The following is a 24,230-nucleotide window of genomic DNA, read 5'->3' as shown; positions in this document are numbered from 1 at the left end:
ATGTCGAACCCGCCGCACGAGGCGCCCGCACTTACCGCTCACGAAGAACATCCCGGCTGGCGCGCGTTCCTGAATACGCGCATGCTGATCTGCGTCTTTCTCGGTTTCACGTCGGGACTGCCGCTGTTTACGCTCGTCTACCTGGTGCAGGCGTGGCTGCGCTCCGAAGGCGTCAATCTGAAGGAAATCGGCCTGTTTGCGCTGATCCAGTTCCCGTACACGTGGAAATTCGTCTGGGCGCCGCTGATGGACCGCTACGTACCGCGTTTTCCGGGCTGGCGTCCGGGCCGGCGGCGCGGCTGGATGCTGGTCACGCAAATCCTCGTGGCGGGCGCGATCGCCACGCTCGGTTTCGTGTCGCCGAAAGATTCGATCTGGACGGTCGCCGCTTTAACCGCGCTGGTCGCGTTTTTTGGCGCGAGCCAGGACATCGTGATCGACGCGTATCGGCGTGAATTGTTGAGCGATACGCAGCAGGGCCTCGGCAACGCGGTTCACGTGAACGCTTACAAGATCGCCGCACTGGTGCCGGGCTCGCTCGCGCTGATTCTGTCCGACCATTTGCCGTGGTCCACCGTGTTCATCGTCACTGCCGCGTTCATGCTGCCGGGCATGGTCATGACACTGGTGGTGCGCGAGCCCGAAGTACACGGCACGCCGCCGAAAAATCTGCGCGAAGCGATCGTGCAGCCGTTTCGCGAATTCATTCAGCGCGACGGCTGGCGCGGCGCGCTGTTCGTGCTCGGCTTCATCTTCCTGTACAAACTCGGCGATACGATGGCGACCACGCTGTCCACGTCGTTCTTTCTCGATATCGGTTTTTCGCGCACGCAAATCGGCGTGATCGCAAAGACCACGGCGTTCGGCGCGAGTCTGGCCGGCGGGATCGTCGGCGGCATCTGGCTGATGAAAATCGGCATCGGGCGCGGGTTGTGGATCTTCGGCATTCTGCAGATGGTGTCCACGTTGGGCTTTGCGTGGCTCGCGCATCTCGGGCCGGCATCGCCGGGGCTCGTTGCGATCTACGACATCGCTGTCTGGTTGAGCCAGGGCACGACGAAGCTGCTCGCGCTCGTCGGCATCGACTGGGCCGTGCAGCTCGAACCGCGTTCGGTCGCACTCGCGCTGGTCTATGGTCTCGAAACTTTCGCCACCGGTTTGACGATGGCAGCGTTCACCGCTTATATCGCGAGCACTACCGATCCACGTTATACCGCCACGCAGTTCGCGCTGTTCACGAGTCTCGCGTCGGTGCCGCGCACTTTGGCGTCGGCGGCGAGCGGCTATGTGGTCGCGCGGATCGGCTGGTTCGATTACTTCATCGTGTGTACCGCGTTGGCCGTGCCCGGCATGCTGCTCCTGCTGCGCATCGCGCCGTGGAGGGCCCGGTCGTGACGCGACGCTTCGTCCGCAACGAGGGTTCTTCGGCCGCTTCGCTCGCAACCGGCCGCGCGATGCTGCACGCGGCAAGTACGATCGGTTGCATGGGGCTCGCGCTGATCATGCCGTTCGACGCGTACGCGACAGCCATGCCGGCAAACGGCAACGGCGCGGGCGTAAGCACGGCGAACGCCGACAGCGCGACTTCGGCCGCGAGCGGCGTCGCGACCAGTGGCGTGAACACCGGCAGCGCCCCTGCCGCAGCGACGCCGCCCTCTTCCCCGACGCCCACGCCTACGACTCCCGCACCGGTCACGGCAAGAACACCCGCAGCCACTTCGGCACCGCCTGCCGCCGTGGCTAAAGCGCCAACGGCCGTTTCGGCACCCGCTGCCGCAACGCCCAACACGCCCGCCTCCGCGTCATACAGTCCGAAGCCGCAGTTGCGCTTCGGCGGTTATCTGGTATTCCGCAATCTGATCCCGTCGCCGATGCTCGAAGCGCAGGCCGCCGAAGAGTTCAACCAGATCGCCTACGGCGCCGAGCACGCAAACCGTCTGTATGCCGACACCGACGCGCACGTCACACGCGTGCATTCGATCGTCGACAAACTGATCCCCTATTCGCTGAAATGGAACGAGCGGGCGAAGAACTGGAAGTGGGACGTGGCGGTCGTGCGCTCGCCCGATATCCGCATGTACTGTCTGCCGGGCGGCAAGATCGTCGTGTACGGCGGCCTGCTCGATCGCGCGCATCTGAACGACAACGAATTGGGTGTGCTGATCGGCCATGAGATCGCTCACGCGTTGCGCGAGCATGCGCGCGAGCGGCTCGGCGAGTTGCAGTCGAGCCAGCTCGATTCGTCCGGTACGATTCCGCAGCTCTTCGGTCTCGCCGATCTGGGCGTGGCGCCGCTCGGCATCGGTTCGCGGCTGCTGGAAATGAAGTACGAGAACACCGACGAAACCGAAGCCGACGTGATCGGCAGCGATATCGCGTCGCGCGCCGGTTTCGATCCCCGTGCGGCGGTGACGCTGTGGGACAAACTGGCCGTCGCGACGCGCAGCGATCGCGACCGGGGTTTCATCTACGTGCATCCGTACACGCCGGCGCGCCGCCAGGACATCATCAAGCGACTGCCGGATATGCTGCCGCTTTACGCTAAGGCCATCGGTACAACGGTCGATGCGTTGCCGGACTATGCCGGCATGGGCCGTCCGCGCCGCCGGACGGTTCAGGTCCAGCAGTGATACAGGCGGCCTGCAGCAGCAGGCACGCCCGCAAAACATCCGCTTACTTCTTGACCTTGTGGTCGTAGTCGACCGTCAACGGCGCGTGGTCGCTGAACTTGATGTCGCGGAACACGTCAGTGCGTTTCGCTTTCCCCGCAATGCCCGCCGTCGCGATCTGATAATCGATGCGCCACCCGACGTTCTTCGCATACGCCTGACCGCGATTGCTCCACCACGTGTACTGCTCGGGGCGCTGATCCAGCGTACGGAACACGTCGACGTAACCCACATCGTCGAACAGCTTCGTCAGCCATGCGCGCTCTTCCGGCAAGCAACCCGAATTCTTCTGGTTGCTCTTCCAGTTCTTGATGTCGATTTCCTTGTGGACGATGTTCACGTCGCCGCACACGATCACTTCGCGCTCTTTCGCGAGTTCCGTGAGATGCGGCATGAACTCGTCCATGAAACGGTACTTGGCTTGCTGGCGCTCTTCGCCGCTCGATCCCGACGGCACGTACACCGAGATCACCGAGAGATTGCCGAAACGCGCTTCGACATAGCGCCCTTCCGGATCGAATTCCTCGCTGCCGAAGCCGATCACGACCTCGTCCGGTTCGTGACGCGTGTACACGCCCGCGCCGCTATATCCCTTTTTCACCGCATGCTGGAAATAGCCGGTGAAACCGTGCGGCGCCATGAATTCCGGCGTCATGTCGTCCTGCGAGCATTTGATTTCCTGCACGCACAGCACGTCGGCTTTCTGTTCGCCGAACCAGTCGAAAAAACCTTTCTTGGCCGCTGAGCGGATGCCGTTCAGGTTGGCGGTAATCACACGCAACATGTCGTTCCTTTGATGTTCGATTCGTTTGTGGAGCAAAGCGCGCCAGGCCGTCGATCACTCGACCTTGACGCCCTTCAGCGATTCTTTGGCAGGCGGATATTCGAGCTTCAGCGCGTCGAACGTGCGCAGCAGCAACTCGGCGACCATCACGTTGCGATGCGTCTTCGAATCGGCCGGAATCACGTACCACGGCGCGTAATCCGTCGACGTCGCGGCGAGCGCGTCGCGATACGCCGCCTGATACCGGTCCCATTGCTTGCGGGCGTCGAGATCGGCGACGTCGAATTTCCAGTGTTTGTTCGGGTCGTCGATACGCGCCTGCAAACGCTCGCGTTGCTCGTCTTTCGAAATGTGCAGCATGCACTTGACGATCGCCGTGCCGCTGTCGGCCAGCAGTTTTTCGAATCCGCGGATGTGCGTGCAGCGTTGCTCGAAGGCCGCGGCATCCAGATCGCCGAGCACGGTCGGCACCAGCAGATCCTCGTAATGGCTGCGATTGAAGATCGTCAGTTCGCCGGCGGCAGGCGCCTGCGCATGCACGCGCCACAGAAAGTCGTGCGCGAGCTCCACCGGCGTGGGCGCCTTGAACGGCACGATGCGCAAGCCGAGCGGATCGACCTCGTGAAACACCGCGCGGATCGTGCCGTCCTTGCCGCTCGTGTCCATGCCTTGCAACACCAGCAGCACGCGGCGCTTCTGCTGCGCGTGCAGGCATTCCTGCAACGTGTCGAGCTTCGCGCCGATCTCCGTCAAACGCGCGCGGTCGCTGTCTTTCGAGCCCGTCGAAAACGGCTTCGTGCCCGGGTCGAAAGCGTCGAGCGAGAATTTGTCGTTCTTTTTTCCGTCGTCGAAATACGGGACGAGGAAATCGTCGAGTTCAGGTTGCTTCGCCATTCGCACTCCGTGATCTGCGTCTAATTGCGTTCGAGCGGGCCCGCAAAATGAAACGGGCCGTTGCCCTACTTTCGTGTCCGGCAACAGCCCGCGGTGGCCGAAGCTTGTGTGCTTCAGCCGTGCTTCGTCAATCCAGTTTCAACTCACAGTTTCAACTCACAGCGTCAACTCAGGACAGCTTCTTCTTCAGCAGTTCGTTCACCTGCGCCGGATTGGCCTTACCCTTGGTCGCCTTCATCGCCTGGCCGATCAGCGCATTGAACGCCTTATCCTTGCCGGCGCGGAATTCTTCGACCGACTTCGGATTCGCGGCCAGCACTTCGTCGATGATCGCTTCCAGCGCGCCGGTGTCCGAGATCTGCTTCAAACCCTTCGCTTCGATGATGCGATCGGCAGCGGCTTCGTCGGTGGCTTTCTCTTCCCAGATCGCGAGGAAAATTTCCTTCGCGATCTTGTTCGAGATCGTGCCGTCGGCAATGCGTTGCAGCAGCAACGCGAGTTGCGCGGACGAAACCGGGCTATCGGCGATGTCGAGGTCTTCGCGGTTCAGTTGCGACGACACTTCGCCCATCAGCCAGTTAGCCGCGACCTTCGCATGCGCGGGGCCGACCTTGACGACGACGGCTTCGTAATACGCGGCCATCGCCTTGCTCGACGTCAGCACGTTCGCGTCGTACGGCGTCAGACCGTATTGCGTGACGAAGCGCTGCTGGATCGCTACCGGCAGCTCGGGCATTTCACCCTTCACACGCTCGACCCACGCCGGCTCGATCACGAGCGGCATCAGATCGGGATCGGGGAAATAGCGGTAATCGTGCGCGTCTTCCTTGCTGCGCATCGAGCGCGTTTCGCGCTTGTCCGGGTCGTACAGACGCGTTTCCTGCACCACCGTGCCGCCGTCTTCGATCAACTCGATCTGACGGCGCACTTCGTACTGGATTGCTTCTTCGAGGAAGCGGAACGAGTTCAGGTTCTTGATCTCGGCACGTGTGCCGAATTCCGCCTGACCGACCGGTCGCACCGACACGTTCGCGTCGCAACGGAACGAGCCTTCCTGCATGTTGCCGTCGCAGATGCCGAGCCACGTGACGAGCGTGTGCAGCGTCTTCGCATAGGCGACCGCCTCGGCCGCGCTGCGCATTTCCGGCTCGGTGACGATTTCGAGCAGCGGCGTGCCGGCGCGATTCAGGTCGATGCCGGTCATGCCCGCGAAGTCTTCGTGCAGCGACTTGCCGGCGTCTTCCTCGAGGTGGGCGCGCGTGAGATTGACGACTTTTTCGTACGCTTCCTTACCGGCCTTTTCATTGGCCGGCACCTGAATCGTCACCTGGCCGCCCTGCACGACGGGAATTTCGTACTGGCTGATCTGATAGCCCTTCGGCAGATCGGGGTAGAAATAATTCTTGCGCGCGAAGATGCTGCGCGGCGCGATCGTCGCGCCGATCGCGAGACCGAACTCGATTGCGCGTTCCACCGCGCCGCGGTTCATCACCGGCAGCGTGCCGGGCAACGCGAGATCGACCACGCAAGCCTGCGTGTTGGGCGCGGCGCCGAACTGCGTGGGCGCGCCCGAAAAAATCTTCGATTTCGTCGACAGTTGCGCGTGGGTCTCCAGACCGATCACGACTTCCCATTGCTTGGTCATGGTGCTCACACTCCTGCCGGTGCTTTGCGATGCCAGTCGGTCGCGCGCTGGAACGCGTCGGCCACCTGCAGCATCCGGGCTTCATTGAAATAGTTGCCGATGATCTGCAGGCCCACCGGACGCTGCGCATTCGCGCCCGCGCCGAAACCGCACGGCACGCTCATGCCCGGCAAACCGGCGAGACTCACCGACAGCGTGTAGATGTCGGCCAGATACATCTGCACCGGATCGTCGCCCTTCGCGCCGAGATCCCACGCTACTGAAGGCGCGACCGGTCCCATGATCACGTCGCACTGCCTGAACGCTTCCTGGAAGTCTTGCGCGATGATGCGGCGGATCTTCTGCGCCTGCAGGTAGTACGCGTCGTAGTAGCCGTGCGACAGCACGTACGCGCCCACCAGAATGCGGCGCTTCACTTCCGGGCCGAAGCCTTCGGCACGCGACTTCTTATACATGTCGAGCAGATCGCGGTATTGCGCAGCGCGATGGCCGAAGCGCACGCCGTCGAAACGCGACAGGTTCGACGAAGCTTCCGCCGGCGCGATCACGTAGTACACCGGAATCGACAGCTCGGTTTTCGGCAGCGACACGTCGACGAGCGTGGCGCCCAGCGCTTCGTATTGCTTCAACGCGGCGTCGATCGACGCGCGCACGTCGTCAGCGAGGCCCGCGCCGAAATACTCTTTCGGCAGGCCGATGCGCAGGCCGGCGAGCGGCTTGTCCGCGGCGTCTTCCTTCCAGTTCTTGCCGATATAGCGCGTGAAGTCTTCGTCTTCGCGTGTGAGGCTGGTGGAATCGCGCTCGTCGAAGCCGGCCATCGCGTTGAGCAGCGTCGCGCAATCCGCGGCGCTCTGCGCCATCGGGCCGCCCTGATCCAGCGACGACGCGAACGCGATCATCCCGTAACGCGATACGCGGCCGTACGTCGGCTTGATGCCGGTGATGCCGGAGAACGACGCCGGCTGACGGATCGAGCCGCCGGTATCGGTGCCGGTTGCGGCGGGCGCGAGACGCGCGGCCACGGCCGCGGCCGAACCGCCCGACGAACCGCCGGGCACCGCTTTCACGTCCCACGGGTTCTGCACCGGACCGAAGTACGAGTTCTCGTTGGACGAGCCCATCGCGAACTCGTCCATATTCGTCTTGCCCACGCAGACCATGCCGGCGTTCTGCAAACGCGCGACCACGGTGGCGTCGAACGGGCTTTCGTAATTCGACAACATTTTCGAGCCGGCGGTGGAACGCCAGCCCTTGGTCACGAACACGTCTTTGTGCGCGATCGGCAGGCCGACCAGCGGGCCGGCGTGGCCGGTGTGCAGCAGCGCGTCGGCGGCTTTGGCCTGCGCGAGCGTCAGGTCGGCGTCGACCTGGATGAAGGCGTTCAGGCTGTTGGCCGCTTCGATCCGCTTCAGATACAGCTGCGCCAGTTCGACGGCCGAGCATTCCTTGGCTGCCAATGCGGCGCGCAGTTCGGTCAAGCTTTTTTCATGCATTGCGTTTTATCCTGGGCTTGATTCGCGAGTCTTGGTCGATCGATTCTCGATCACTTCTCGATCGCTTACTCGATCACCTTCGGCACGAGGTACAGGCCGTCTTGCACGGCCGGCGCCGGGCGCTGGAAGGCTTCGCGTTCGACCGTTTCGGTCACCGCGTCGTCACGCAGACGCAGTGCGACGTCTTCGATCTGCTCGATCGGATGGGCAAGCGGCGCGATGCCGGTGGTATCGACCGCCTGCATCTGCTCGACGAGGCCGAAGAAATCATTGAGCTGGACAAGCGTGTGTTCGGCGTCGGCGTCGGCCAGTTCGAGCCGCGCTAGATGCGCGATACGCTTAACATCGGTCAGGGTCAGAGCCATGCAGTCACCGGAAAATGGGGTGGACCGCCGCAGCGGGGAAAAAAGCATGCTGCGACAGCGGGTTACGACGCTGGAGGACCACCTCGAAAAAGGGGCCAGCGGTGGCAAAAACTGCCACCCGTTTCCTTCAAATCATCCAAAATTATAAGGTATCATTACGCGTTCGACCCAAACCCGGACCGACTGACCCAGGCCTTTCTGAACAATTCACCGAGTTCGTTCAGATTTATGACCGGGTCTTGCACCGGCCTCCGGTAGATTCCCTCGCAGCTTCAAGTTCCTGTGGCGCCGCTTCCGCCCGGTTGAAGCTGTTATTTTTTCCGCTGCCGCCCTGCGCATACGTTGCGAGGCCAGGCCCCAAGCGAGACAGGATTTTTGAATGTTCGGTTTTTTGCGCAGCTACTTTTCCAACGATCTGGCGATTGACCTCGGCACAGCCAACACGCTCATCTACATGCGTGGCAAGGGCATCGTTCTAGACGAACCGTCGGTGGTCTCGATCCGCCAGGAAGGCGGTCCCAACGGTAAGAAAACCATTCAGGCAGTCGGCAAGGAAGCCAAGCAGATGCTTGGCAAGGTGCCGGGCAACATCGAGGCGATCCGCCCGATGAAAGACGGCGTGATCGCCGACTTCACCGTCACCGAGCAGATGATCAAGCAGTTCATCAAAACTGCTCACGAATCGCGCATGTTCTCGCCGTCGCCGCGCATCATCATTTGCGTGCCGTGCGGTTCGACCCAGGTCGAGCGCCGCGCGATTAAAGAAGCCGCGCATGGCGCGGGCGCTTCGCAGGTGTACCTCATTGAAGAACCGATGGCCGCGGCAATCGGCGCCGGCCTGCCGGTGTCGGAAGCAACCGGCTCGATGGTCGTCGACATCGGCGGCGGTACGACCGAAGTCGGCGTGATCTCGCTCGGCGGCATCGTGTACAAAGGCTCGGTGCGCGTAGGCGGCGACAAGTTCGACGAAGCGATCGTCAACTACATCCGCCGCAACTACGGCATGCTGATCGGCGAGCAAACCGCCGAAGCCATCAAGAAGGAAATCGGCTCCGCGTTCCCGGGTTCCGAAGTCAAGGAAATGGAAGTGAAGGGCCGCAATCTGTCGGAAGGCATTCCGCGCAGCTTCACGATCTCCAGCAACGAAATCCTCGAAGCCCTCACCGATCCGCTGAACCAGATCGTGTCGTCGGTGAAGATCGCGCTCGAACAAACGCCGCCGGAACTCGGCGCGGACATCGCCGAACGCGGCATGATGCTCACGGGCGGCGGCGCACTTCTGCGCGACCTCGACCGCCTGCTCGCCGAAGAAACCGGTCTGCCGGTGCTCGTCGCCGAAGACCCGCTGACCTGCGTTGTGCGCGGCTCGGGCATGGCGCTCGAACGCATGGACAAGCTGGGCAGCATCTTCTCGTACGAGTAAGCGAGCCCGTCTCCATGTCAGTAGCGCGGATCAGGCAAACGGCCCTTTGCGGGCCGGTTTGCCGTCGGCTGGGCCTACCAGCCTCCGTGCACTGAACGCGCGTCCCTCGCGCGCCGCCGTCTCACCCAACCGCTCACGCCCCCGGCGCCGACCATGGAATACAGTCCGCCGCCCCTGTTCAAGCAAGGCCCTTCGGCACTCGCACGGCTGGTGTTTTTCGTCGTGCTCGCGCTGGCCCTCTTGATCTCCGACGCACGTTTCAAAACGCTCGAAATCGTTCGCGGCGTGCTCGGCGCGGGTCTTTATCCGTTGCAACGCGCCGCCCTCGTGCCGCGCGACATCTTCATGGGCGCGGCCGACCTCGCCGTGACCAGCGCCACGTTACGCAGCGAGAACGACAAGCTGCGCACCAAAGATCTTCAGTTGTCGCAGCAAGCCAATACGGCCGCCGAACTGGCCGCCGAGAACACGCATCTGCGCGCGCTGCTGCAACTTCAGCAACGCTCCACCACCGAGGCGCTGCCCGCCGAAATCCAGTACGACACGCGCGATCCGTTCACGCAGAAAGTCGTGATCGGCCGCGGCGCGCAGCAAGGCATCCAGAACGGTTCGCCGGTCGTCAACGAAGACGGCGTGATCGGTCAGGTAACGCGCGTGTTCCCGCTGCAAGCCGAAGTCACACTGCTCACGGACAAAGACCAGGCGGTGCCGGTGCAGATCGTGCGCACCGGTTTGCGCAGCGTGATTTACGGCACGCCGAAGGGCGATACGCTCGATTTGCGCTTCGTGCCGATCAGCGCCGACGTGCAAACCGGCGACGAGCTCGTCACCAGCGGCCTCGACGGCGTGTATCCGCCGGGTCTGCCGGTCGCGAAGGTGGTGCGCGTCGACAAGCAGGCCGATACCGCGTTTGCGCGGGTGATCTGCCTGCCGGTCGCGCCGGTGCGCGGCGCGCGTCAACTGCTGGTGCTGCACTATCTGAACAACGTGCCGCCACGGCCGGCGGAAGAGCCGGACGCGGCCACCGCAGCCAAGGACGCAAAAGCGAAGAAAGGCGCGAAGGCAGCGGACAGCAAGACCGCCGCGGATAAAACCGCCGCCGCAGCCAAGCCGGGCGACAAGCCAGCCGAAAAGCCGGCCGACAAAACCCCGCCGGCCAAATCCGCCGCTGCGGAGAAAAAATCCGCCGAGAAAAAGCCCGCCGCCGAAAAGAGCGCGAAGCCGCAGGCCAAACCGGGGGCGCAGCCATGAACCGTCCGCAATACATCCTGCAGCCGGTCAATCCGTACTTCATCTCGTTCAGCCTCGCCGCGGCGTTCCTGCTGAACCTGATGCCATGGGGCCGCCTCGTCGGCGTGCCCGACTTCGTGGCGCTGGTGCTGCTGTTCTGGAACGTACATCAGCCGCGCAAAGTCGGCATGGGCATCGCATTTTTCCTCGGCTTGCTGATGGACGTGCATAACGCCAGCCTGCTCGGCGAACACGCGCTCGCGTATACGCTGCTGTCGTACGGCGCGATTACGATCCACCGCCGGGTGCTGTGGATGTCGCTCGGCGTGCAGACCTTCGCGGTAATGCCGCTGCTGGTGATCGCGCAACTGGTGCCGTTCGTGATCCGTCTGCTGACGGGCGCGGCGTTTCCCGGCTGGGGCTATCTGATCGACGGTTTCGTCGAAGCCGCGCTGTGGCCGGTCGCGAGCGTGCTGCTGCTGATGCCGCAGCGCCGCCCCGCCGATCCGGACGATACGCGGCCGATTTGACGAGGTAACGCGCGAAGTAACACACGAGCGCGAGGTAACACACGAAGTAAGCCGCGCGCCGGCCGTTCTCCTGGAACCCACGCTCCCGGCCCGCGCGACGCGCCTCGCCAGGCGCTTTCATGCCTTCCGGTTCCGGCCGGTTCAGGCGCACACTCATGATGGCCGGATCGCGGCCTTTTGCAGAATCGCATGACCGAATTCAAGGACACCCAGCAACAGCTCTCGAAGTTCCGCCTGCGCGTCGCGGCGGCGGGCCTGTTCGTGTTCGTCTGCTTCGGGCTGATCGGCTTCCGTTTCCTGTTCCTGCAGGTCTGGCACTACAGCAAGTACTCGCTGCAAGCGGACGAAAACCGCATCTCGGTTGCGCCGATCGTGCCGAACCGCGGCATCATCACCGACCGTAACGGCGTCGTGCTCGCGAAGAACTACTCGGCATACACGCTCGAAATCACGCCGTCGAAACTGAACGATTCGCTCGAAAACGTAATCGACACGCTGTCGACGGTGATTTCGATCGACGCCCGCGACCGCCGCCGCTTCAAGAAGCTGCAGGAAGACTCGAAAAACTTCGAAAGCCTGCCGATCCGCACCCGCCTGACCGACGACGAAGTCGCGCGCTTCACCGCGCAGCGTTTCCGCTTTCCGGGCGTAGAAGTGCGCGCGCGGCTGTTCCGCCAATATCCGCTCGGGCCGACCGCGGCGCACGTGATCGGCTACATCGGGCGGATTTCGCAGCGCGACCAGGACCGTATCGACGACGCCAGCGACCAGAACGACAGCGATCCGGATCACTACGATCCGCGTCTCGATGCGAACAACTACAAGGGCACCGACTACATCGGCAAGATCGGCGTCGAGCAGAGCTACGAAACCGAGCTGCACGGCCAGACCGGTTTCGAAGAAGTGGAAGTGACCGCCGGCGGACGTCCGGTGCGCACGTTGTCGCGCACGCAGGCCACGCCGGGCAACAACCTGCAATTGTCGATCGACATCGGTTTGCAGCAGGTCGCCGAGCAGGCTTTCGCGGGGCGCCGGGGCGCGCTGGTCGCGATCGAACCGGCCACCGGCGACATCCTCGCGTTCGTTTCGGCGCCGAGCTTCGATCCGAACTCGTTCGTCGACGGCATCGACCAGCAGACGTGGGACGAGCTGAACAACTCGCCCGATCACCCGCTGCTGAACCGTCCGCTGCACGGCACCTATCCGCCGGGCTCGACTTACAAGCCGTTCATGGCGCTCGCCGCGCTCACGCTGCATAAGCGCACGCCGGGCTGGGGCTTCCAGGATCCGGGCTCGTACACGTTCGGCGGCCACACGTTCCGCAACGACGTGCGCTCGGGCCAGGGCTGGGTCGACATGAACCGCGCGATCGTCGTGTCGAACGACACGTATTTCTACATGCTCGCGCACGATCTGGGCGTGAACAACATCGCCAATTTCATGAAGCCGTGGGGCTTCGGCCAGATCACCGGCATCGATATTTCGGGCGAAGCGAGGGGCATCCTTCCTTCGACCGAATGGAAGCGCAAGGCGTATCGCAAGCCCGAACAACAACGCTGGTACGAAGGCGAAACGATCAGTCTCGGCATCGGCCAGGGCTACAACTCGTTCACGATCCTGCAACTCGCGCACGCCACCGCCACACTCGCGAACAACGGCGTGGTGATGAAGCCGCACCTCGTGCGCGACATCGAAAATCCGATCACGAAAGACACGCGGCCGGTCGTGCGCGATCCGAGCGACAGGATCGCCGTGAAGCAATCGGACATCGACATCATCAAGCACGCAATGGAAGGCGTGGTCACCAACGGCACGGCAGCGAAGCTGTTCATCGGCGCGCCGTATCAGGCGGCCGGCAAGACCGGCACCGCGCAGGTCTATTCGCTGCAGGGCGCGAACTACAAGGGTCACGCGATCGCCGAGCATCTGCGCGACCACGCGCTTTTCATTGCGTTCGCGCCGGTCGAGCAACCGAAGATCGCGCTTGCGCTGATCGTCGAAAACGGCGGCTGGGGCGCGGAGTCGGCGGGGCCGATCGCGCGCCGCGTGCTCGATTACTACCTCGTCGGCAAGAACAAGCCGGGCGCCGAGGCGGCCGCCGTCGCGGCAGCGGCTTCGGCGACGCAGGACGCGTCCGCGCCTGAAGTCGGCGGAGCGCCTGCGCCGCTGGACACGGCGCAACCGGTCAAGGTTGCCGCGGGCTTCACCGCGCTGCCGATGCCAGGTGCGGCTTCCGCGGCGGCAGCGGCTGCGGCCGCGGCTTCTGGCACGGCTTCGGGCGCAGCAGCGGCTTCGGCGCCTGGCGCTGCGGCTGCGGCTGGCGCCACGGCAAGCGGCGCGACAGCGGCATCGGCTGCCGGCAAAACATCGGCTGCGGCGGCTGCATCGGCCGCCGCAAAAACACCGCGCAAATCCGGCGCCCCGCATAAACCCCGCCCCGCCAGCGAGCCGGTTCCGACCGCCGCGGCCCCGTCGCGGGACGACGACATTCAGTCCACGTCGCCACGCCAGCCGGTTTCCGGCGGCATCGACGAGTAAGGAGAAAGGCATGCAATTCGACAAGCGCGCCTGGCTCGATCGCATCAAGCGGATGTTCGCGGGCTTCGACCGCCCGCTCGCGCTGATTGTGTTTCTGCTGTTGTGCGTCGGCATCGTCACGCTGTACAGCGCGAGTCTGGACGTCCCCGGCCGCGTGGAAGACCAGTTGCGCAACATCATGCTGACCTTCGTGCTGATGTGGGCGCTCGCCAATGTGCCGCCCACCACGCTGATGCGCTTCGCGGTGCCGCTCTACACGTTCGGGATCGCGTTACTGGTCGCGGTGGCGCTATTCGGCCTCACGCGTAAAGGCGCGAAGCGCTGGATCAACGTCGGCGTGGTGATCCAGCCGTCCGAGATCCTGAAGATCGCCACGCCGTTGATGCTCGCGTGGTACTACCAGCGCCGCGAAGGCGTGATGCGCTGGTACGACTATCTGGTCGGCTTCCTGATCCTGATCGTGCCGGTCGGCCTGATCGCCAAGCAGCCTGACCTGGGCACGGCGGTGCTGGTGTTCGCTGCGGGTTTCTTCGTGATCTATTTCGCGGGGCTCAGCTTCAAGCTGATCGTGCCGGTGCTGATTGCGGGCGTGATTGCGGTCGGCTCGATCGCGGCGTTCCAGGACAAGATCTGCCAGCCGGAAGTGCAATGGCCGCTGATGCACGACTACCAGAAGCACCGTATCTGTACGCTGCTCGATCCGACGTCCGATCCGCTCGGCAAGGGCTTCCACACGATTCAGGCGGTGATCGCGATCGGTTCGGGCGGCCCGCTCGGCAAGGGCTGGTTGAAGGGCACGCAGGCGCATCTGGAGTTCATCCCCGAGAAGCACACCGACTTCATTTTCGCGGTGTTCTCCGAGGAATTCGGGCTCGCGGGCGGGATCGTACTGCTCACGCTGTACATGCTGCTAATCGCGCGCGGTCTGTATATCGCAGCCAATGGCGCAACGTTGTTCGGGCGATTGCTGGCCGGGTCGCTGACGATGGCGTTCTTCACCTACGCATTCGTGAACATCGGCATGGTGAGCGGGATTCTGCCGGTGGTGGGCGTGCCGTTGCCGTTCATGAGTTATGGAGGCACCGCGCTGACCACGCTGGGGATTGCGGTCGGGCTCATCATGAGCGTCGCGCGGCAGAAGCGGTTGATGCAGAGTTAGGCATCGCGGCCAGGACAAGCCTGATGCAAAAAAGGGCGCTCATCTCATCGATGGAGCGCCCTTTTTCTTTATTGCGGCTTCACTTCCTTCTGATCGCGCAATTGCGCGCTCAGCTGCTGATACTTGAGCTTCGCCGCCGGGTCGCCCTGCGCCGCTGCCGCCGCGTAATACGCGCGCGCCACGTTCAGATTCTTGTCGACGCCGTCACCGCCGCGTTCGTAGAACGAGCCCGCCACATACTGCGCGGTCATGTCGCCACCTTGGGCCGCCTTCTTGTACCAGACGAACGCCTGCTGGTTGTCGCGCGGCGTGCCCCGGCCGTCGAGGAACTGGTTGGCGAGCGCGAGTTCCGCCTGCACGTGTCCCTGCTGCGCGGCCTTCAGGAACCAGCGGTGCGCCTCGACCGGATCGCGGCCGACGAACTCGCCATCGTCGTACATCTTGCCGTACACGTATTGCGCGTGCGACATGTTGGCGTCGGCGGCCTTGCGCAGCCATTTCTTGCCTTCGTCGACATTGGCGGCCGTGCCCTCGCCATTCAGCAGCATCATCGCGTAGTTGAACTCCGCGAGCCGGCTGCCGTGCTCGGCGGCTTTGCGAAATTCGCTCAGCGCCGCGCCGAGATTGCCCGCGTTGTAATCGGCGACCGCGGTTTGCGTTTCCGGGTCGTTCGACTTCGCCACACGGTCCTGCGCATACGCGCTCGCGCCGATCGTCAGCGTCAGCGTCAGCGCCAGAGCCACGCGCATCGCATGCTGCACCCTCCACTTCATGACCTCACCTCCTGCAACGCCTGGCGTGTCGCGCGCAACATCCACATGACGTCCGCGGCCAGTGCGATAAAACGAAATCCGGCGTCGCGGTGCTGTTTCGCACTCGCGGCGTCCATCGCGAAAATACCGGCGGCAATGCCGGCCTTATCGGCAGCGCTGACGATGCGCGTCATCGCCGCCTGTACGTCAGGATGCTTCGAGTCGCCGAGATGACCGAGACTCGCGGCCAGATCGGCCGGCCCGACGAACAGGCAGTCGACGCCCGGCGTCGCCGCGATCTTCTCGACTTCCTGCACGCCGCGCACCGACTCGATCTGCACGATCGCCGATATCTGCGCATTGGCTGTCTGCACGTAGTCGCGGCGCATCCCGTAGGACGCGGCACGAACCACGCCGGCCACGCCGCGTTGACCGTCGAGCGCCTCGGCGGTCGGATATTGCGTCAGACGCACGGCGTGCGCCGCTTCGTCGGCGGACTCGATATTCGGGAACATCAGCGTGCGCGCGCCAGCGTCCAACACGCGCTTGACGAGCCATCCTTCGCTTGCCGGCACTCGCACAACCGGCTCGCTCGGCAGATGCGCGGCGGCGATCGCGCGCAATTGCGACGTGACGTCGGCGCTATCGTTCGGCGCGTGTTCCATGTCGATCAGCAGCCAGTCGAAGCCGGCGTGCGCGAGCGCTTCCGCGGCGGTGTCGCTACCGAGCGAGAGCCACAGGCCGAATAGCGGATCGGCTTCCTTCAGACGCTGCTTGAGGGGATTGGTGAAGGTGCTCATCGCGGGGCTCCGTTGCGAGCGGAATCTTTGCCCGAAGCGCGGAAAAGCACCCCGATAGGGCGGCAGCTCTCGCGGACAGTTTGGCGCGACTGGCCAACGTGTCTGCTGCGGCGCAATGCGGTGACCGGCATGTCTCGCTCCGTAGGGTTGTCGGAGCGATCATACCGTGACAATAACGCGAGGGTTGGGTCGTACGAAAACGCGTGCGGGCGGTTTCGACACGACAGCACGCGGCGTTGGGTGACGGCGCTGTATGGCGCCGCGTGCAAGGCGGCTTTAGTCGCGAACGACGTCGGCCCAGCAGTTCGGCGTCTCGAACAGACGCAGCTTGTGAAGACGCAGATTGACGCCGTAATGCGCGTCGTAGACGTTCGCCAGAATGTCGAACGCGACGGCGGCCAGGTTTTCCACCGTCGGGATCCGATCGAGCACAACGGTCTTATGACCGGCCATGGTTTCGAGGAAGCCGCGCACCTGCGTGTCGCCCTCGTAGACAAGGAACGCGTGGTCCCACTTGTCGACCAGATGCTCGACCGCCAGCGACTTCACGTCGGCGAAGTCCATCACCATGCCGCGATCGGGCGCGCCTTCGGTGTCGACCAGATCGCCTTGCAGCGTGATTTCGAGCACATAGCGATGGCCGTGCAGATTCCGGCACTGGCTGCGGTGATCGGGGATGCGGTGACCCGCGTCGAATTCGAGTTTTCGTGTAATCGTCAGCACGGCAAATCAGGGAATGTTCAGATACTTGTGGGTCTGCATCGACAGGCGCCATTGCGGATGGCGTTTGCACCAGTCGATCGCGAGCTTGGTGTTGATATCGCGCGACGGGCCGTCCATCGGCTGGACGAGGAAATATTCGAAGTCGAGCTTCGCATACTCGGACAGGCGCTGATTGTCCTGCGGGATCACGACCTTCAGCTCATTGCCTTTGGTGACGACGAGCGGCGCGTCGGCCTTCGGGCTCACGCAGATCCAGTCGATCGTTTCGAGCACCGGCAGCGAGCCGTTCGTCTCAATCGCGATTTCGAAGCCGGCGGCATGCAGCGCGTCGACGAGCGGCTGATCGATCTGCAGCATCGGCTCGCCGCCGGTACACACGACGAAACGCTCGCCCTCGCCTTGCGGCCATTGCGACGCGATCATCTGCACCAGCGCTTCGGCGCTGCGGTACTTGCCGCCGTTCTCGCCATCCGTGCCGACGAAATCCGTATCGCAGAAGCGGCAGACGGCCTGCTCGCGGTCTTCTTCGCGGCCCGACCACAGATTGCAGCCGGCGAACCGGCAGAACACGGCCGGACGCCCGGCATTCGCGCCCTCGCCTTGCAACGTGTAGAAGATTTCCTTGACTGCGTACGTCATGCTGCTGTCTGCCTTGTGTCGCTTTCGCTCATTTCAAACCGGCTCCGTGACCTTCTCGCCGGCCAGATACGCTTCGTAGCCGCGCTTGCGCAAACGGCACGCCGGACACTCGCCGCAACCGAAGCCCCACGCGTGCAATTCAGCGCGCTCGCCGACGTAGCAAGTGTGCGTTTCGACGCGCACCAGTTCAACCAGTTCATCGCCGCCCAACTCGTGCGCGAGGCGCCACGTGTCGGCTTTGTCGAGCCACATCAACGGTGTTTCGAGCAGGAAGCGCGTGTCCATGCCGAGATTCAACGCGACCTGCAACGCCTTCATCGTGTCGTCGCGGCAATCGGGATAGCCCGAAAAATCCGTCTCGCACATTCCGCCGACCAGTACCTGCAAACCGCGCCGGTAAGCGATCGCAGCGGCAATGGTCATGAACATCAGATTGCGGCCCGGCACGAACGTATTCGGCAAGCCGCTCGCCGTCGCGTGGATCTCGATCTCGCGCGTCATCGCGGTATCGCTGATCGAACCGAGTACCGACAGATCGATCATGTGGTCTTCGCCGAGACGTTCGGCCCAGGCCGGAAACGCATGCGTTACAGCCTGGCGAAATCCATCGCGGCATTCGAGTTCGACGCGGTGCCGCTGACCGTAATCGAAGCCGAGTGTCTCGACCGTTTCATAACGTTCGAGTGCCCAGGCGAGGCACGTGGCGGAATCCTGGCCGCCGGAAAACAGCACCAGAGCGCTACGTTTAGCGTCGTTGCGGATCACCGTGAAACTCCGTGAATGATGAGTGCCACGTCGCGCTGCGCGAGGTGCGCCATGCAAGCAACGCGGCGCGACGCGTGCCGGCACTGTTGCCGGCCCAAAGCAGTATAGGCCGCGCCTTCTGCATGCAGAGTCGCTGGGCGCTTATACCGTTAATCGTCAGGCGAAGGGTTCGGCGCCTTCTGCTGCGTTGCGATGAGCGGCATAGCGCGCAAGGTGCAGCGTCAGGATACGAAAAAGACTTGCCCGGTGCGGTAGCGTGACCCTCAGAAGAACGTGTCGCGCTCGCATGCAAGTCTTTGAACTGGCGCGATTTTATCACGCGATGCCGAACGCCGCCGAGCGTGCCGACACGTATGCAGCACCGCATGCGCCTCACTCGCGACGACACGCCCAAAAAAGGAAAAGCCCCAGGAATCTTGCGATTTCCTGGGGCTGAATCCTGGTGGCCTGGGACGGAATCGAACCATCGACACGCGGATTTTCAATCCGCTGCTCTACCAACTGAGCTACCGGGCCAACGAAGAACGAAATGATATCAAAGGGTCAGCACTCCGACAAGCCCCTTCTCGAAAAAATCTACGGGGCCGCGAGCCTGACACACGGCGCAATGCCTTACTCACCTTTGTTCTTGCCCAGATCGACGCCCAACTGCTTGAGCTTGCGATACAAGTGCGTGCGCTCGAGACCGGTCTTTTCGGCTACGCGCGTCATGCTGCCGTTTTCGCGCGCCAGGTGATATTCGAAGTACGCGCGTTCGAACGCATCGCGTGCGTCGCGCAACGGAATGTCGAACGAGATCGACGCAGTTTGTGCGGCCAACGCGCCGCTGCCCAGACCATCCGACGACAGCATCGGCAACGCCGCCGCCGATGCAACAGCAGACGCGCTGACCGGCAACGCGGGCTTTGCCGCCGCGCCGCCCGGCGCCGCCGCTGCATTGCCGCGCGCGAGACCTTGCTCGACCGCCTTCAGCAGTTTCTGCAATGCGATCGGCTTCTCGAGGAAGTTGAGCGCGCCGATCTTGGTCGCTTCCACCGCGGTGTCGATGGTCGCGTGGCCGGACATCATGATCACGGGCATCGTCAGTTGCCCTTGCGCGGCCCACTCCTTGAGCAAGGTCACGCCGTCGGTATCGGGCATCCAGATGTCGAGCAGCACCAGATCAGGCGCCTGGCGCAGGCGGAATTCACGCGCTTGCTGCGCGTTCTCCGCCGCCTCCACGACATGCCCCTCGTCGCTCAGGATCTCCGAGAGCAATTCCCGGATGCCCATTTCATCATCTACCACCAGGATGGTTGCCATTTACGCTGCCCTTGTCTGCACTGTTGCTTTTGTCGTTCCCTGCGACGCATTGCCATGCGCCGGCCGCGCCCCTGACCCAGGTGTCGCGGCATCGTCTGCCAGTTGAAGGAAGAGGATCGAAATCTGCGCGCCCTCGATCACATCGCCCGCTTTCATGCGATTGCGGATGTCGATCCGCGCACCGTGTTCGTCGACGATCTTCTTGACCATCGCAAGACCCAAGCCTGTTCCTTTGGCCTTGGTCGTCACGTAAGGTTCGAATGCGCGTGTGAGGATTCGCGCGGGGAAGCCCGGTCCGTTATCCGACACCGTCAACCGCACCGCCACGCGGACTTTGCCTTCCGCGTCGGGGTCTCCGTATTCTACTGTCCTCGTCTCGAGCAACACACGAGGCTGTTCGAGTTCGGCTACCGCATCCTGCGCGTTCTGCAGCAGGTTGTGAATCACCTGGCGCAATTGCGTCGCGTCGCCCTCGATCGCGGGCAGACTCGCGAGTTCCACCTTGATCGCGCTCTTGCCTTCTTCGATACCGTACAGCGTGAGCACCTCGCTGACCAGTTCGTTCAGTTGCAGATGCGCAAGCACGGCGGGCGGCGTGCGCGCGTAGTCGCGGAAATTGTCGACCATCTGCTTCATCGCGGCGACCTGATTGACGATCGTGGTCGCGCCGCGCTTCAACACGTCGGCGTCCGACGGCGACAGCTTGTCGGCGAGCTTCATTTGCAGACGCTCGGCCGACAGTTGGATCGGCGTGAGCGGGTTCTTGATCTCGTGCGCGAGACGCCGCGCCACTTCGCCCCATGCGATCGACCGCTGTGCGGAGATCACGTCGGAGATATCGTCGAACACGACGACATAGCCGGAGGTTTGCATGTCTTCCGCATCGCGATCCGCAGCGGACACGAGGCGCGCGCCGCGCACGAGCAACGTGAGCGGATCGGTCTCGCCGGGCGCCTGAATCGAAAACTGCTGCTGCCAGTGGCCATGGTCGTCGTGACCGTCGCCGCTCGCCGCTTCGCGATCGGCAAACGCCTTGCGCACCATGCCGCCGAACTCGCTCAACACGCCGATCTGTTCCAGCGACGAACCCAGCAACGCCTGAAACGGCTGACGGAAAATCCGCTCGGCGCCGCGATTCGCAGTGGTCAGGCGGAACTGCCGGTCGAACACGAACACGCCCGCGGTCAGGTTCGCGAGAATGCTTTCCAGATACGCCTTCGAATGTTCGAGCGCGATGCGGTTGTTCTCGACCGCCGCGCGCGCTTCGGACAACTGCCGCGTCATCGCATTGAACGACTGCGTGAGAAAACCCAGTTCGTCGCGCGACTTGATTTCGCGCTTCGGCGTGTAGTCGCCCTCGGTCACTTCCTTCGTGCCCTGCGCGAGCAGGAACAACGGCCGCGCGAGCTGATTGCCGAGCGCGAGCGCGAGCATCATTGCGATGAAGGTCGCAAGGAACAGCGCGAGCGTCAGCGTGCCGATATACATCTTGCGCAAGCCGGTGCGGCCCAACGCTTTTTCCTGATACTCGCGATAGGCGCGCTGCACCGCATCGGCATTGCGTGCGAGCGACGGCGAAACCGGCTGCGTGAGTTGCAGGAAGCGCTCGGTGGGTTGCAGCAGCGACGCGTTCGAATCCGGAATGCGCTGCACGACGCGCAGCCTCAGCGCGCCTTTACTGCCGAGCGCGTGCGGATCGCCGTCGACCTCGCCTTCGATCGCCGCGAAACCGCGGCCGCGCGCCTGGTCGATCATCAACTGCGTGGGCAAGTCGTTCGGCACGAGCGTCGCGTAATTGCCGGACGCCTGCGCGACCACGTGCATGTCCGGCGTCGCGCCCGACATGCTGCGGGTAGGCTCGACGATCGTCGCATCCTGCACGCCGAACTGATCGCGCAAACGCAGCAGCGTGAGCGTGGTGCCGGCCGCGTCCGCGCTCGCCAGTTGCTCGGACATCAAGCGCCCCTTGGTCTGCAAATCGGACAGCGATGCGTCGAGCATGCCGCGCCCGAGATTCAGACCTGAAGTGAGCGCGGTTTCGACGTTCACGTCGAACCACGATTCGATACTGCGCGACACGAACTGATACGACACGACGTAAATGATGCCGCCCGGCACCACGCCGACGAGCGCCATGAAGAACGCGAGTTTGGCCAGCAGCCGCGTGCCGAACTTCCCCTTCCTGAGCCGCGCGATGATGATGACGACCAGCGTGGTCACCACCAGCAGGAAGATCAGCGCGACCGCGAGGTTGGCCGCATACAGCCACTGGTAATAACGGTCGAAGAATTCGGTGTTCGCGCTCGCCGCCGCAAGCAGCACGAGCAGCAACACGGCCGTCACGGCGACCGTCGACACCAGCACGCGCAACACGATGCTGCTGACACTGGTGGCGCGGCGTACTTTATTTAGCACGTTCGGTCACCGTAAAGGTAAAGCGCTTCCAGTCCGATTCGAGGTTCCAGTCGCGGTTGTTCACCGCGTCGATCTGGAACGGCTTCGGCATCAGCGCGATATCGAGTTGCATGCGAACAGACGCGTTGTAGGTTTCGCCGCCATGCACCTGATTGCGTTCGATCACATGCCACGACGTGACGTGTTTGATCACCGCGAGCGCATCCTTCAGCGTGCTGAAACCGAGTTGCAAACCGCCCGACGACACGCTCGACACGCGGTACTCGCGTGTGAGCGGCTGGAACGACAGGCGTATGCTTTGCGACACGCTGACCGGCTGTTCGTCGAACCAGTACCAGCGCGGCCGGCTCAGTTCGAAATCGGTCGTGAAGTAAAGCGGGATGCCTTTGTTGACGGCGTCTTCGAGATTGCTGTTCAACTCGAAGTCGAAGCGCGCGTCGAGGCTCCAGCCGGTATTGTCGGCTTGCAGCGACGCACGCTGCACCGCGATCGAATCAGCATGCGCCACGCCGGGAGCGGCAAGCCACACGGCCAGCGCGATCCAGAGCACGGCAGCGAGCCGAAGCGGGAAGAAGCGTTTGATGGTCACCGTTTCTGAAAGCGCGCGTAGAAAAATCCGTCGTGGTCTGAGTTCGAGCCGGCGCTATGTTCAGCGACGAGTCCGGCATGGGAACCGGCCGATGTGTCGGCGGGCGCGCGGGCGACTGAAGGTAGAAGTTGCCCTGGCGCATCCAATCGTACCGCATCCTGGTACTTGTCTCCAAACCACTGCGCCTGCAACTCGCCTTCTTCGGGAAAGATCGAGCACGTAACGTAGAGCAATTCGCCGCCAGGCTTCACGAGCGGCCAGAGCGCGTCGAGAATGCGACGCTGTTCGGCGACCAGCGCCGGAATATCGGACGCGCGACGCAGCCAGCGAATGTCCGGATGACGCCGCACGATGCCCGACGCCGAGCACGGCACGTCGGCCAGAATGCGGTCGAACGGCTGGTCGATGTCGTCGTGCCATTTGGCGGGCGCGCCCGCGTCACCGATCCGCACTTCCGCTTCGAGCTTGAGACGCCGCAGATTTTCGCCGATGCGACGCGCGCGCGACGCATCGCTTTCGAGCGCGACGAGCTGGAGATTGGCGAGTTCGAGCAGATGACCGGTCTTGCCGCCGGGCGCCGCGCATGCTTCAAGCACACGCATGCCGTCGCGCGCGCCGAGCAGTTGCGCGGCGAGTTGGGCGCCTGCGTCCTGAACGGAGACGACGCCGTCGTTGAAGCCCGGAATACGATCGACCGGCATCGGCGTAACAAGCTTCACCGCATGCTCGCCGGCCCGGCTCGCAGGCATGTGATGGTCCTGCAGCAGTTGCAGGTACGCATCGACCGTCGAGCGGCGCGCGTTCACGCGCAGCGTCAGCGGACCTTGCGTATTGCCGGCCGCGAGCACCGCTTGCCATGCGTCGGGCCACGCGGTTCGCACCGCGTCGATCCACCACGACGGGTAGTTCCAGCGCGCCACTTCGTCGGCTTGTGCGGCGGCGAGCAAGGTCTCGCGCTCACGCAGGAAACTGCGCAGCACAGCGTTGACGAGACCCTTTGCAAACGAAAATTCGCGGCGGGCGGCAATCACGCTGACCGCCTGATCGACCACCGTGAACGGCGCGTAGGCGGCGTTCGCTTCATCGTCGACGAGCAGCGCCAGCGCGCATGTGAGCACGTGGCCGACGTGCGGCGGCGGCGCCTTCTTCACCAGCTTCGCGATCAGCCACTCGACGGTAGCGAGACGCCGCATCGTTCGATACGCGATGTCCTGCACCGCACCGCGCGCCGCTGCGACGCTGCCTTCAGGCGCAGACACGAACACGGATTGCAGCGCAGCCGGCAACGCCGCCCCGAGACGCACGGCGCCGACGGCCTGACCTGCGCAGTCGAGCGCGAAACCAAGCGACTCGGGCGCCAGATGCAGGATCGACAGACGGGATTCGCGCGGGCGCGCCGACGAGGAGGCAGAACGCGAAGAAGGCTTTGAAGTCATGAAAGAGACAGAGGCAGGCCGCGCGGTGCGCGCAACGCAAACAGCAGACATTGTAGCGTGGCACGGCATAAGGGCCGCC

The 24,230-nt window shown here is 63.5% G+C and carries 21 protein-coding genes and 1 tRNA gene; 7 read left to right on the top strand and 15 right to left on the bottom strand.

Features of this window, described 5'->3' with window-relative positions; all coding sequences use genetic code 11:
* On the top strand, positions 1 to 1,395 hold the full coding sequence (locus tag PQQ51_RS22625) for an AmpG family muropeptide MFS transporter (RefSeq protein WP_408499054.1): 1,395 nt from the start codon (positions 1 to 3) through the stop codon (positions 1,393 to 1,395).
* Positions 1,377 to 2,630, top strand: coding sequence for a M48 family metallopeptidase (locus tag PQQ51_RS22620; RefSeq protein WP_408499053.1), 1,254 nt, complete (start codon positions 1,377 to 1,379; stop codon positions 2,628 to 2,630). The genes PQQ51_RS22625 and PQQ51_RS22620 overlap by 19 nt, the downstream gene beginning before the upstream one ends.
* A 43-nt stretch (positions 2,631 to 2,673) precedes the next feature.
* Here PQQ51_RS22620 and PQQ51_RS22615 read toward each other — a convergent pair whose 3' ends face one another.
* The 5 genes from PQQ51_RS22615 to gatC all read right to left on the bottom strand — a co-directional run bounded on the left by PQQ51_RS22615 (position 2,674) and on the right by gatC (position 7,850).
* Positions 2,674 to 3,453, bottom strand: a complete 780-nt coding sequence (locus PQQ51_RS22615) for an exodeoxyribonuclease III (RefSeq protein WP_408499052.1) — start codon at positions 3,451 to 3,453, stop codon at positions 2,674 to 2,676.
* A gap of 54 nt (positions 3,454 to 3,507) precedes the next feature.
* Complete coding sequence (locus PQQ51_RS22610; RefSeq protein WP_408499051.1) at positions 3,508 to 4,347, bottom strand: PPK2 family polyphosphate kinase; 840 nt, start codon at positions 4,345 to 4,347, stop codon at positions 3,508 to 3,510.
* 169 nt (positions 4,348 to 4,516) lie between these two features.
* A complete protein-coding gene (gene gatB / locus PQQ51_RS22605; protein WP_408499050.1) occupies positions 4,517 to 5,992 on the bottom strand; it encodes an Asp-tRNA(Asn)/Glu-tRNA(Gln) amidotransferase subunit GatB in 1,476 nt (491 codons plus the stop codon).
* A gap of 5 nt (positions 5,993 to 5,997) precedes the next feature.
* Positions 5,998 to 7,485: an Asp-tRNA(Asn)/Glu-tRNA(Gln) amidotransferase subunit GatA gene (gatA, locus tag PQQ51_RS22600; protein WP_408499049.1), complete on the bottom strand. Its 1,488-nt coding sequence runs from the start codon at positions 7,483 to 7,485 to the stop codon at positions 5,998 to 6,000.
* A gap of 65 nt (positions 7,486 to 7,550) precedes the next feature.
* The gene (gatC, locus tag PQQ51_RS22595; protein ID WP_095417749.1) at positions 7,551 to 7,850 is read right to left on the bottom strand and encodes an Asp-tRNA(Asn)/Glu-tRNA(Gln) amidotransferase subunit GatC; all 300 of its coding nucleotides are present in this window, start codon (positions 7,848 to 7,850) and stop codon (positions 7,551 to 7,553) included.
* A 379-nt stretch (positions 7,851 to 8,229) separates the two neighbouring features.
* On the opposite strand from gatC, the gene PQQ51_RS22590 reads away from it, so the two are divergent.
* From PQQ51_RS22590 to rodA, 5 genes are all read left to right on the top strand, one after another.
* Complete coding sequence (locus PQQ51_RS22590) at positions 8,230 to 9,273, top strand: rod shape-determining protein (RefSeq protein WP_004189550.1); 1,044 nt, start codon at positions 8,230 to 8,232, stop codon at positions 9,271 to 9,273.
* A gap of 153 nt (positions 9,274 to 9,426) precedes the next feature.
* Positions 9,427 to 10,524 (top strand): rod shape-determining protein MreC, encoded by a 1,098-nt coding sequence (mreC, locus tag PQQ51_RS22585; RefSeq protein ID WP_408499048.1) that lies wholly within the window; start codon positions 9,427 to 9,429, stop codon positions 10,522 to 10,524.
* Positions 10,521 to 11,033, top strand: a complete 513-nt coding sequence (gene mreD, locus PQQ51_RS22580) for a rod shape-determining protein MreD (RefSeq protein WP_408499047.1) — start codon at positions 10,521 to 10,523, stop codon at positions 11,031 to 11,033. The genes mreC and mreD overlap by 4 nt, the downstream gene beginning before the upstream one ends.
* Positions 11,034 to 11,222: 189 nt before the next feature.
* Positions 11,223 to 13,571, top strand: coding sequence for a penicillin-binding protein 2 (mrdA, locus tag PQQ51_RS22575; RefSeq protein ID WP_408499046.1), 2,349 nt, complete (start codon positions 11,223 to 11,225; stop codon positions 13,569 to 13,571).
* Positions 13,572 to 13,581: 10 nt separating this feature from the next.
* A complete protein-coding gene (gene rodA, locus PQQ51_RS22570) occupies positions 13,582 to 14,730 on the top strand; it encodes a rod shape-determining protein RodA (protein WP_408499045.1) in 1,149 nt (382 codons plus the stop codon).
* Between the two features lie 68 nt (positions 14,731 to 14,798).
* Here the strand turns inward: rodA and PQQ51_RS22565 are convergent, their stop codons facing one another.
* From PQQ51_RS22565 to rsmB, 10 genes are all read right to left on the bottom strand, one after another.
* Positions 14,799 to 15,503: a tetratricopeptide repeat protein gene (locus PQQ51_RS22565; protein ID WP_408499044.1), complete on the bottom strand. Its 705-nt coding sequence runs from the start codon at positions 15,501 to 15,503 to the stop codon at positions 14,799 to 14,801.
* Positions 15,500 to 16,282 (bottom strand): HpcH/HpaI aldolase family protein, encoded by a 783-nt coding sequence (locus PQQ51_RS22560; protein ID WP_408499043.1) that lies wholly within the window; start codon positions 16,280 to 16,282, stop codon positions 15,500 to 15,502. The genes PQQ51_RS22565 and PQQ51_RS22560 overlap by 4 nt, the downstream gene beginning before the upstream one ends.
* A gap of 276 nt (positions 16,283 to 16,558) precedes the next feature.
* The gene (gene queD, locus PQQ51_RS22555; RefSeq protein WP_408499150.1) at positions 16,559 to 17,002 is read right to left on the bottom strand and encodes a 6-carboxytetrahydropterin synthase QueD; all 444 of its coding nucleotides are present in this window, start codon (positions 17,000 to 17,002) and stop codon (positions 16,559 to 16,561) included.
* Positions 17,003 to 17,011: 9 nt separating this feature from the next.
* Positions 17,012 to 17,644, bottom strand: coding sequence for a 7-carboxy-7-deazaguanine synthase (gene queE / locus PQQ51_RS22550; protein WP_408499042.1), 633 nt, complete (start codon positions 17,642 to 17,644; stop codon positions 17,012 to 17,014).
* A gap of 33 nt (positions 17,645 to 17,677) precedes the next feature.
* Positions 17,678 to 18,409, bottom strand: a complete 732-nt coding sequence (gene queC / locus PQQ51_RS22545; protein ID WP_408499041.1) for a 7-cyano-7-deazaguanine synthase QueC — start codon at positions 18,407 to 18,409, stop codon at positions 17,678 to 17,680.
* Positions 18,410 to 18,849: 440 nt separating this feature from the next.
* Positions 18,850 to 18,925: transfer RNA gene (locus tag PQQ51_RS22540), tRNA-Phe, on the bottom strand.
* Positions 18,926 to 19,021: 96 nt separating this feature from the next.
* Positions 19,022 to 19,711 (bottom strand): response regulator transcription factor EsaR, encoded by a 690-nt coding sequence (gene esaR / locus PQQ51_RS22535; RefSeq protein ID WP_408499040.1) that lies wholly within the window; start codon positions 19,709 to 19,711, stop codon positions 19,022 to 19,024.
* A complete protein-coding gene (locus PQQ51_RS22530) occupies positions 19,712 to 22,126 on the bottom strand; it encodes a sensor histidine kinase (RefSeq protein ID WP_408499039.1) in 2,415 nt (804 codons plus the stop codon). It lies immediately after the preceding gene.
* A complete protein-coding gene (locus PQQ51_RS22525; protein ID WP_408499038.1) occupies positions 22,116 to 22,715 on the bottom strand; it encodes a DUF4390 domain-containing protein in 600 nt (199 codons plus the stop codon). Before PQQ51_RS22525 ends, PQQ51_RS22530 begins: the two co-directional genes overlap by 11 nt.
* Positions 22,712 to 24,151, bottom strand: a complete 1,440-nt coding sequence (rsmB, locus tag PQQ51_RS22520) for a 16S rRNA (cytosine(967)-C(5))-methyltransferase RsmB (protein ID WP_408499037.1) — start codon at positions 24,149 to 24,151, stop codon at positions 22,712 to 22,714. The genes PQQ51_RS22525 and rsmB overlap by 4 nt, the downstream gene beginning before the upstream one ends.
* Positions 24,152 to 24,230: the final 79 nt, after the last annotated feature.

The sequence above is a fragment of the Paraburkholderia xenovorans genome (genome assembly GCF_046030735.1).
In the GTDB taxonomy this organism is placed as follows: Bacteria; Pseudomonadota; Gammaproteobacteria; order Burkholderiales; family Burkholderiaceae; genus Paraburkholderia; species Paraburkholderia xenovorans_A.
Note: the sequence above shows the minus strand (reverse complement) of the source record. Positions and strands in the feature narration are given on the sequence as shown.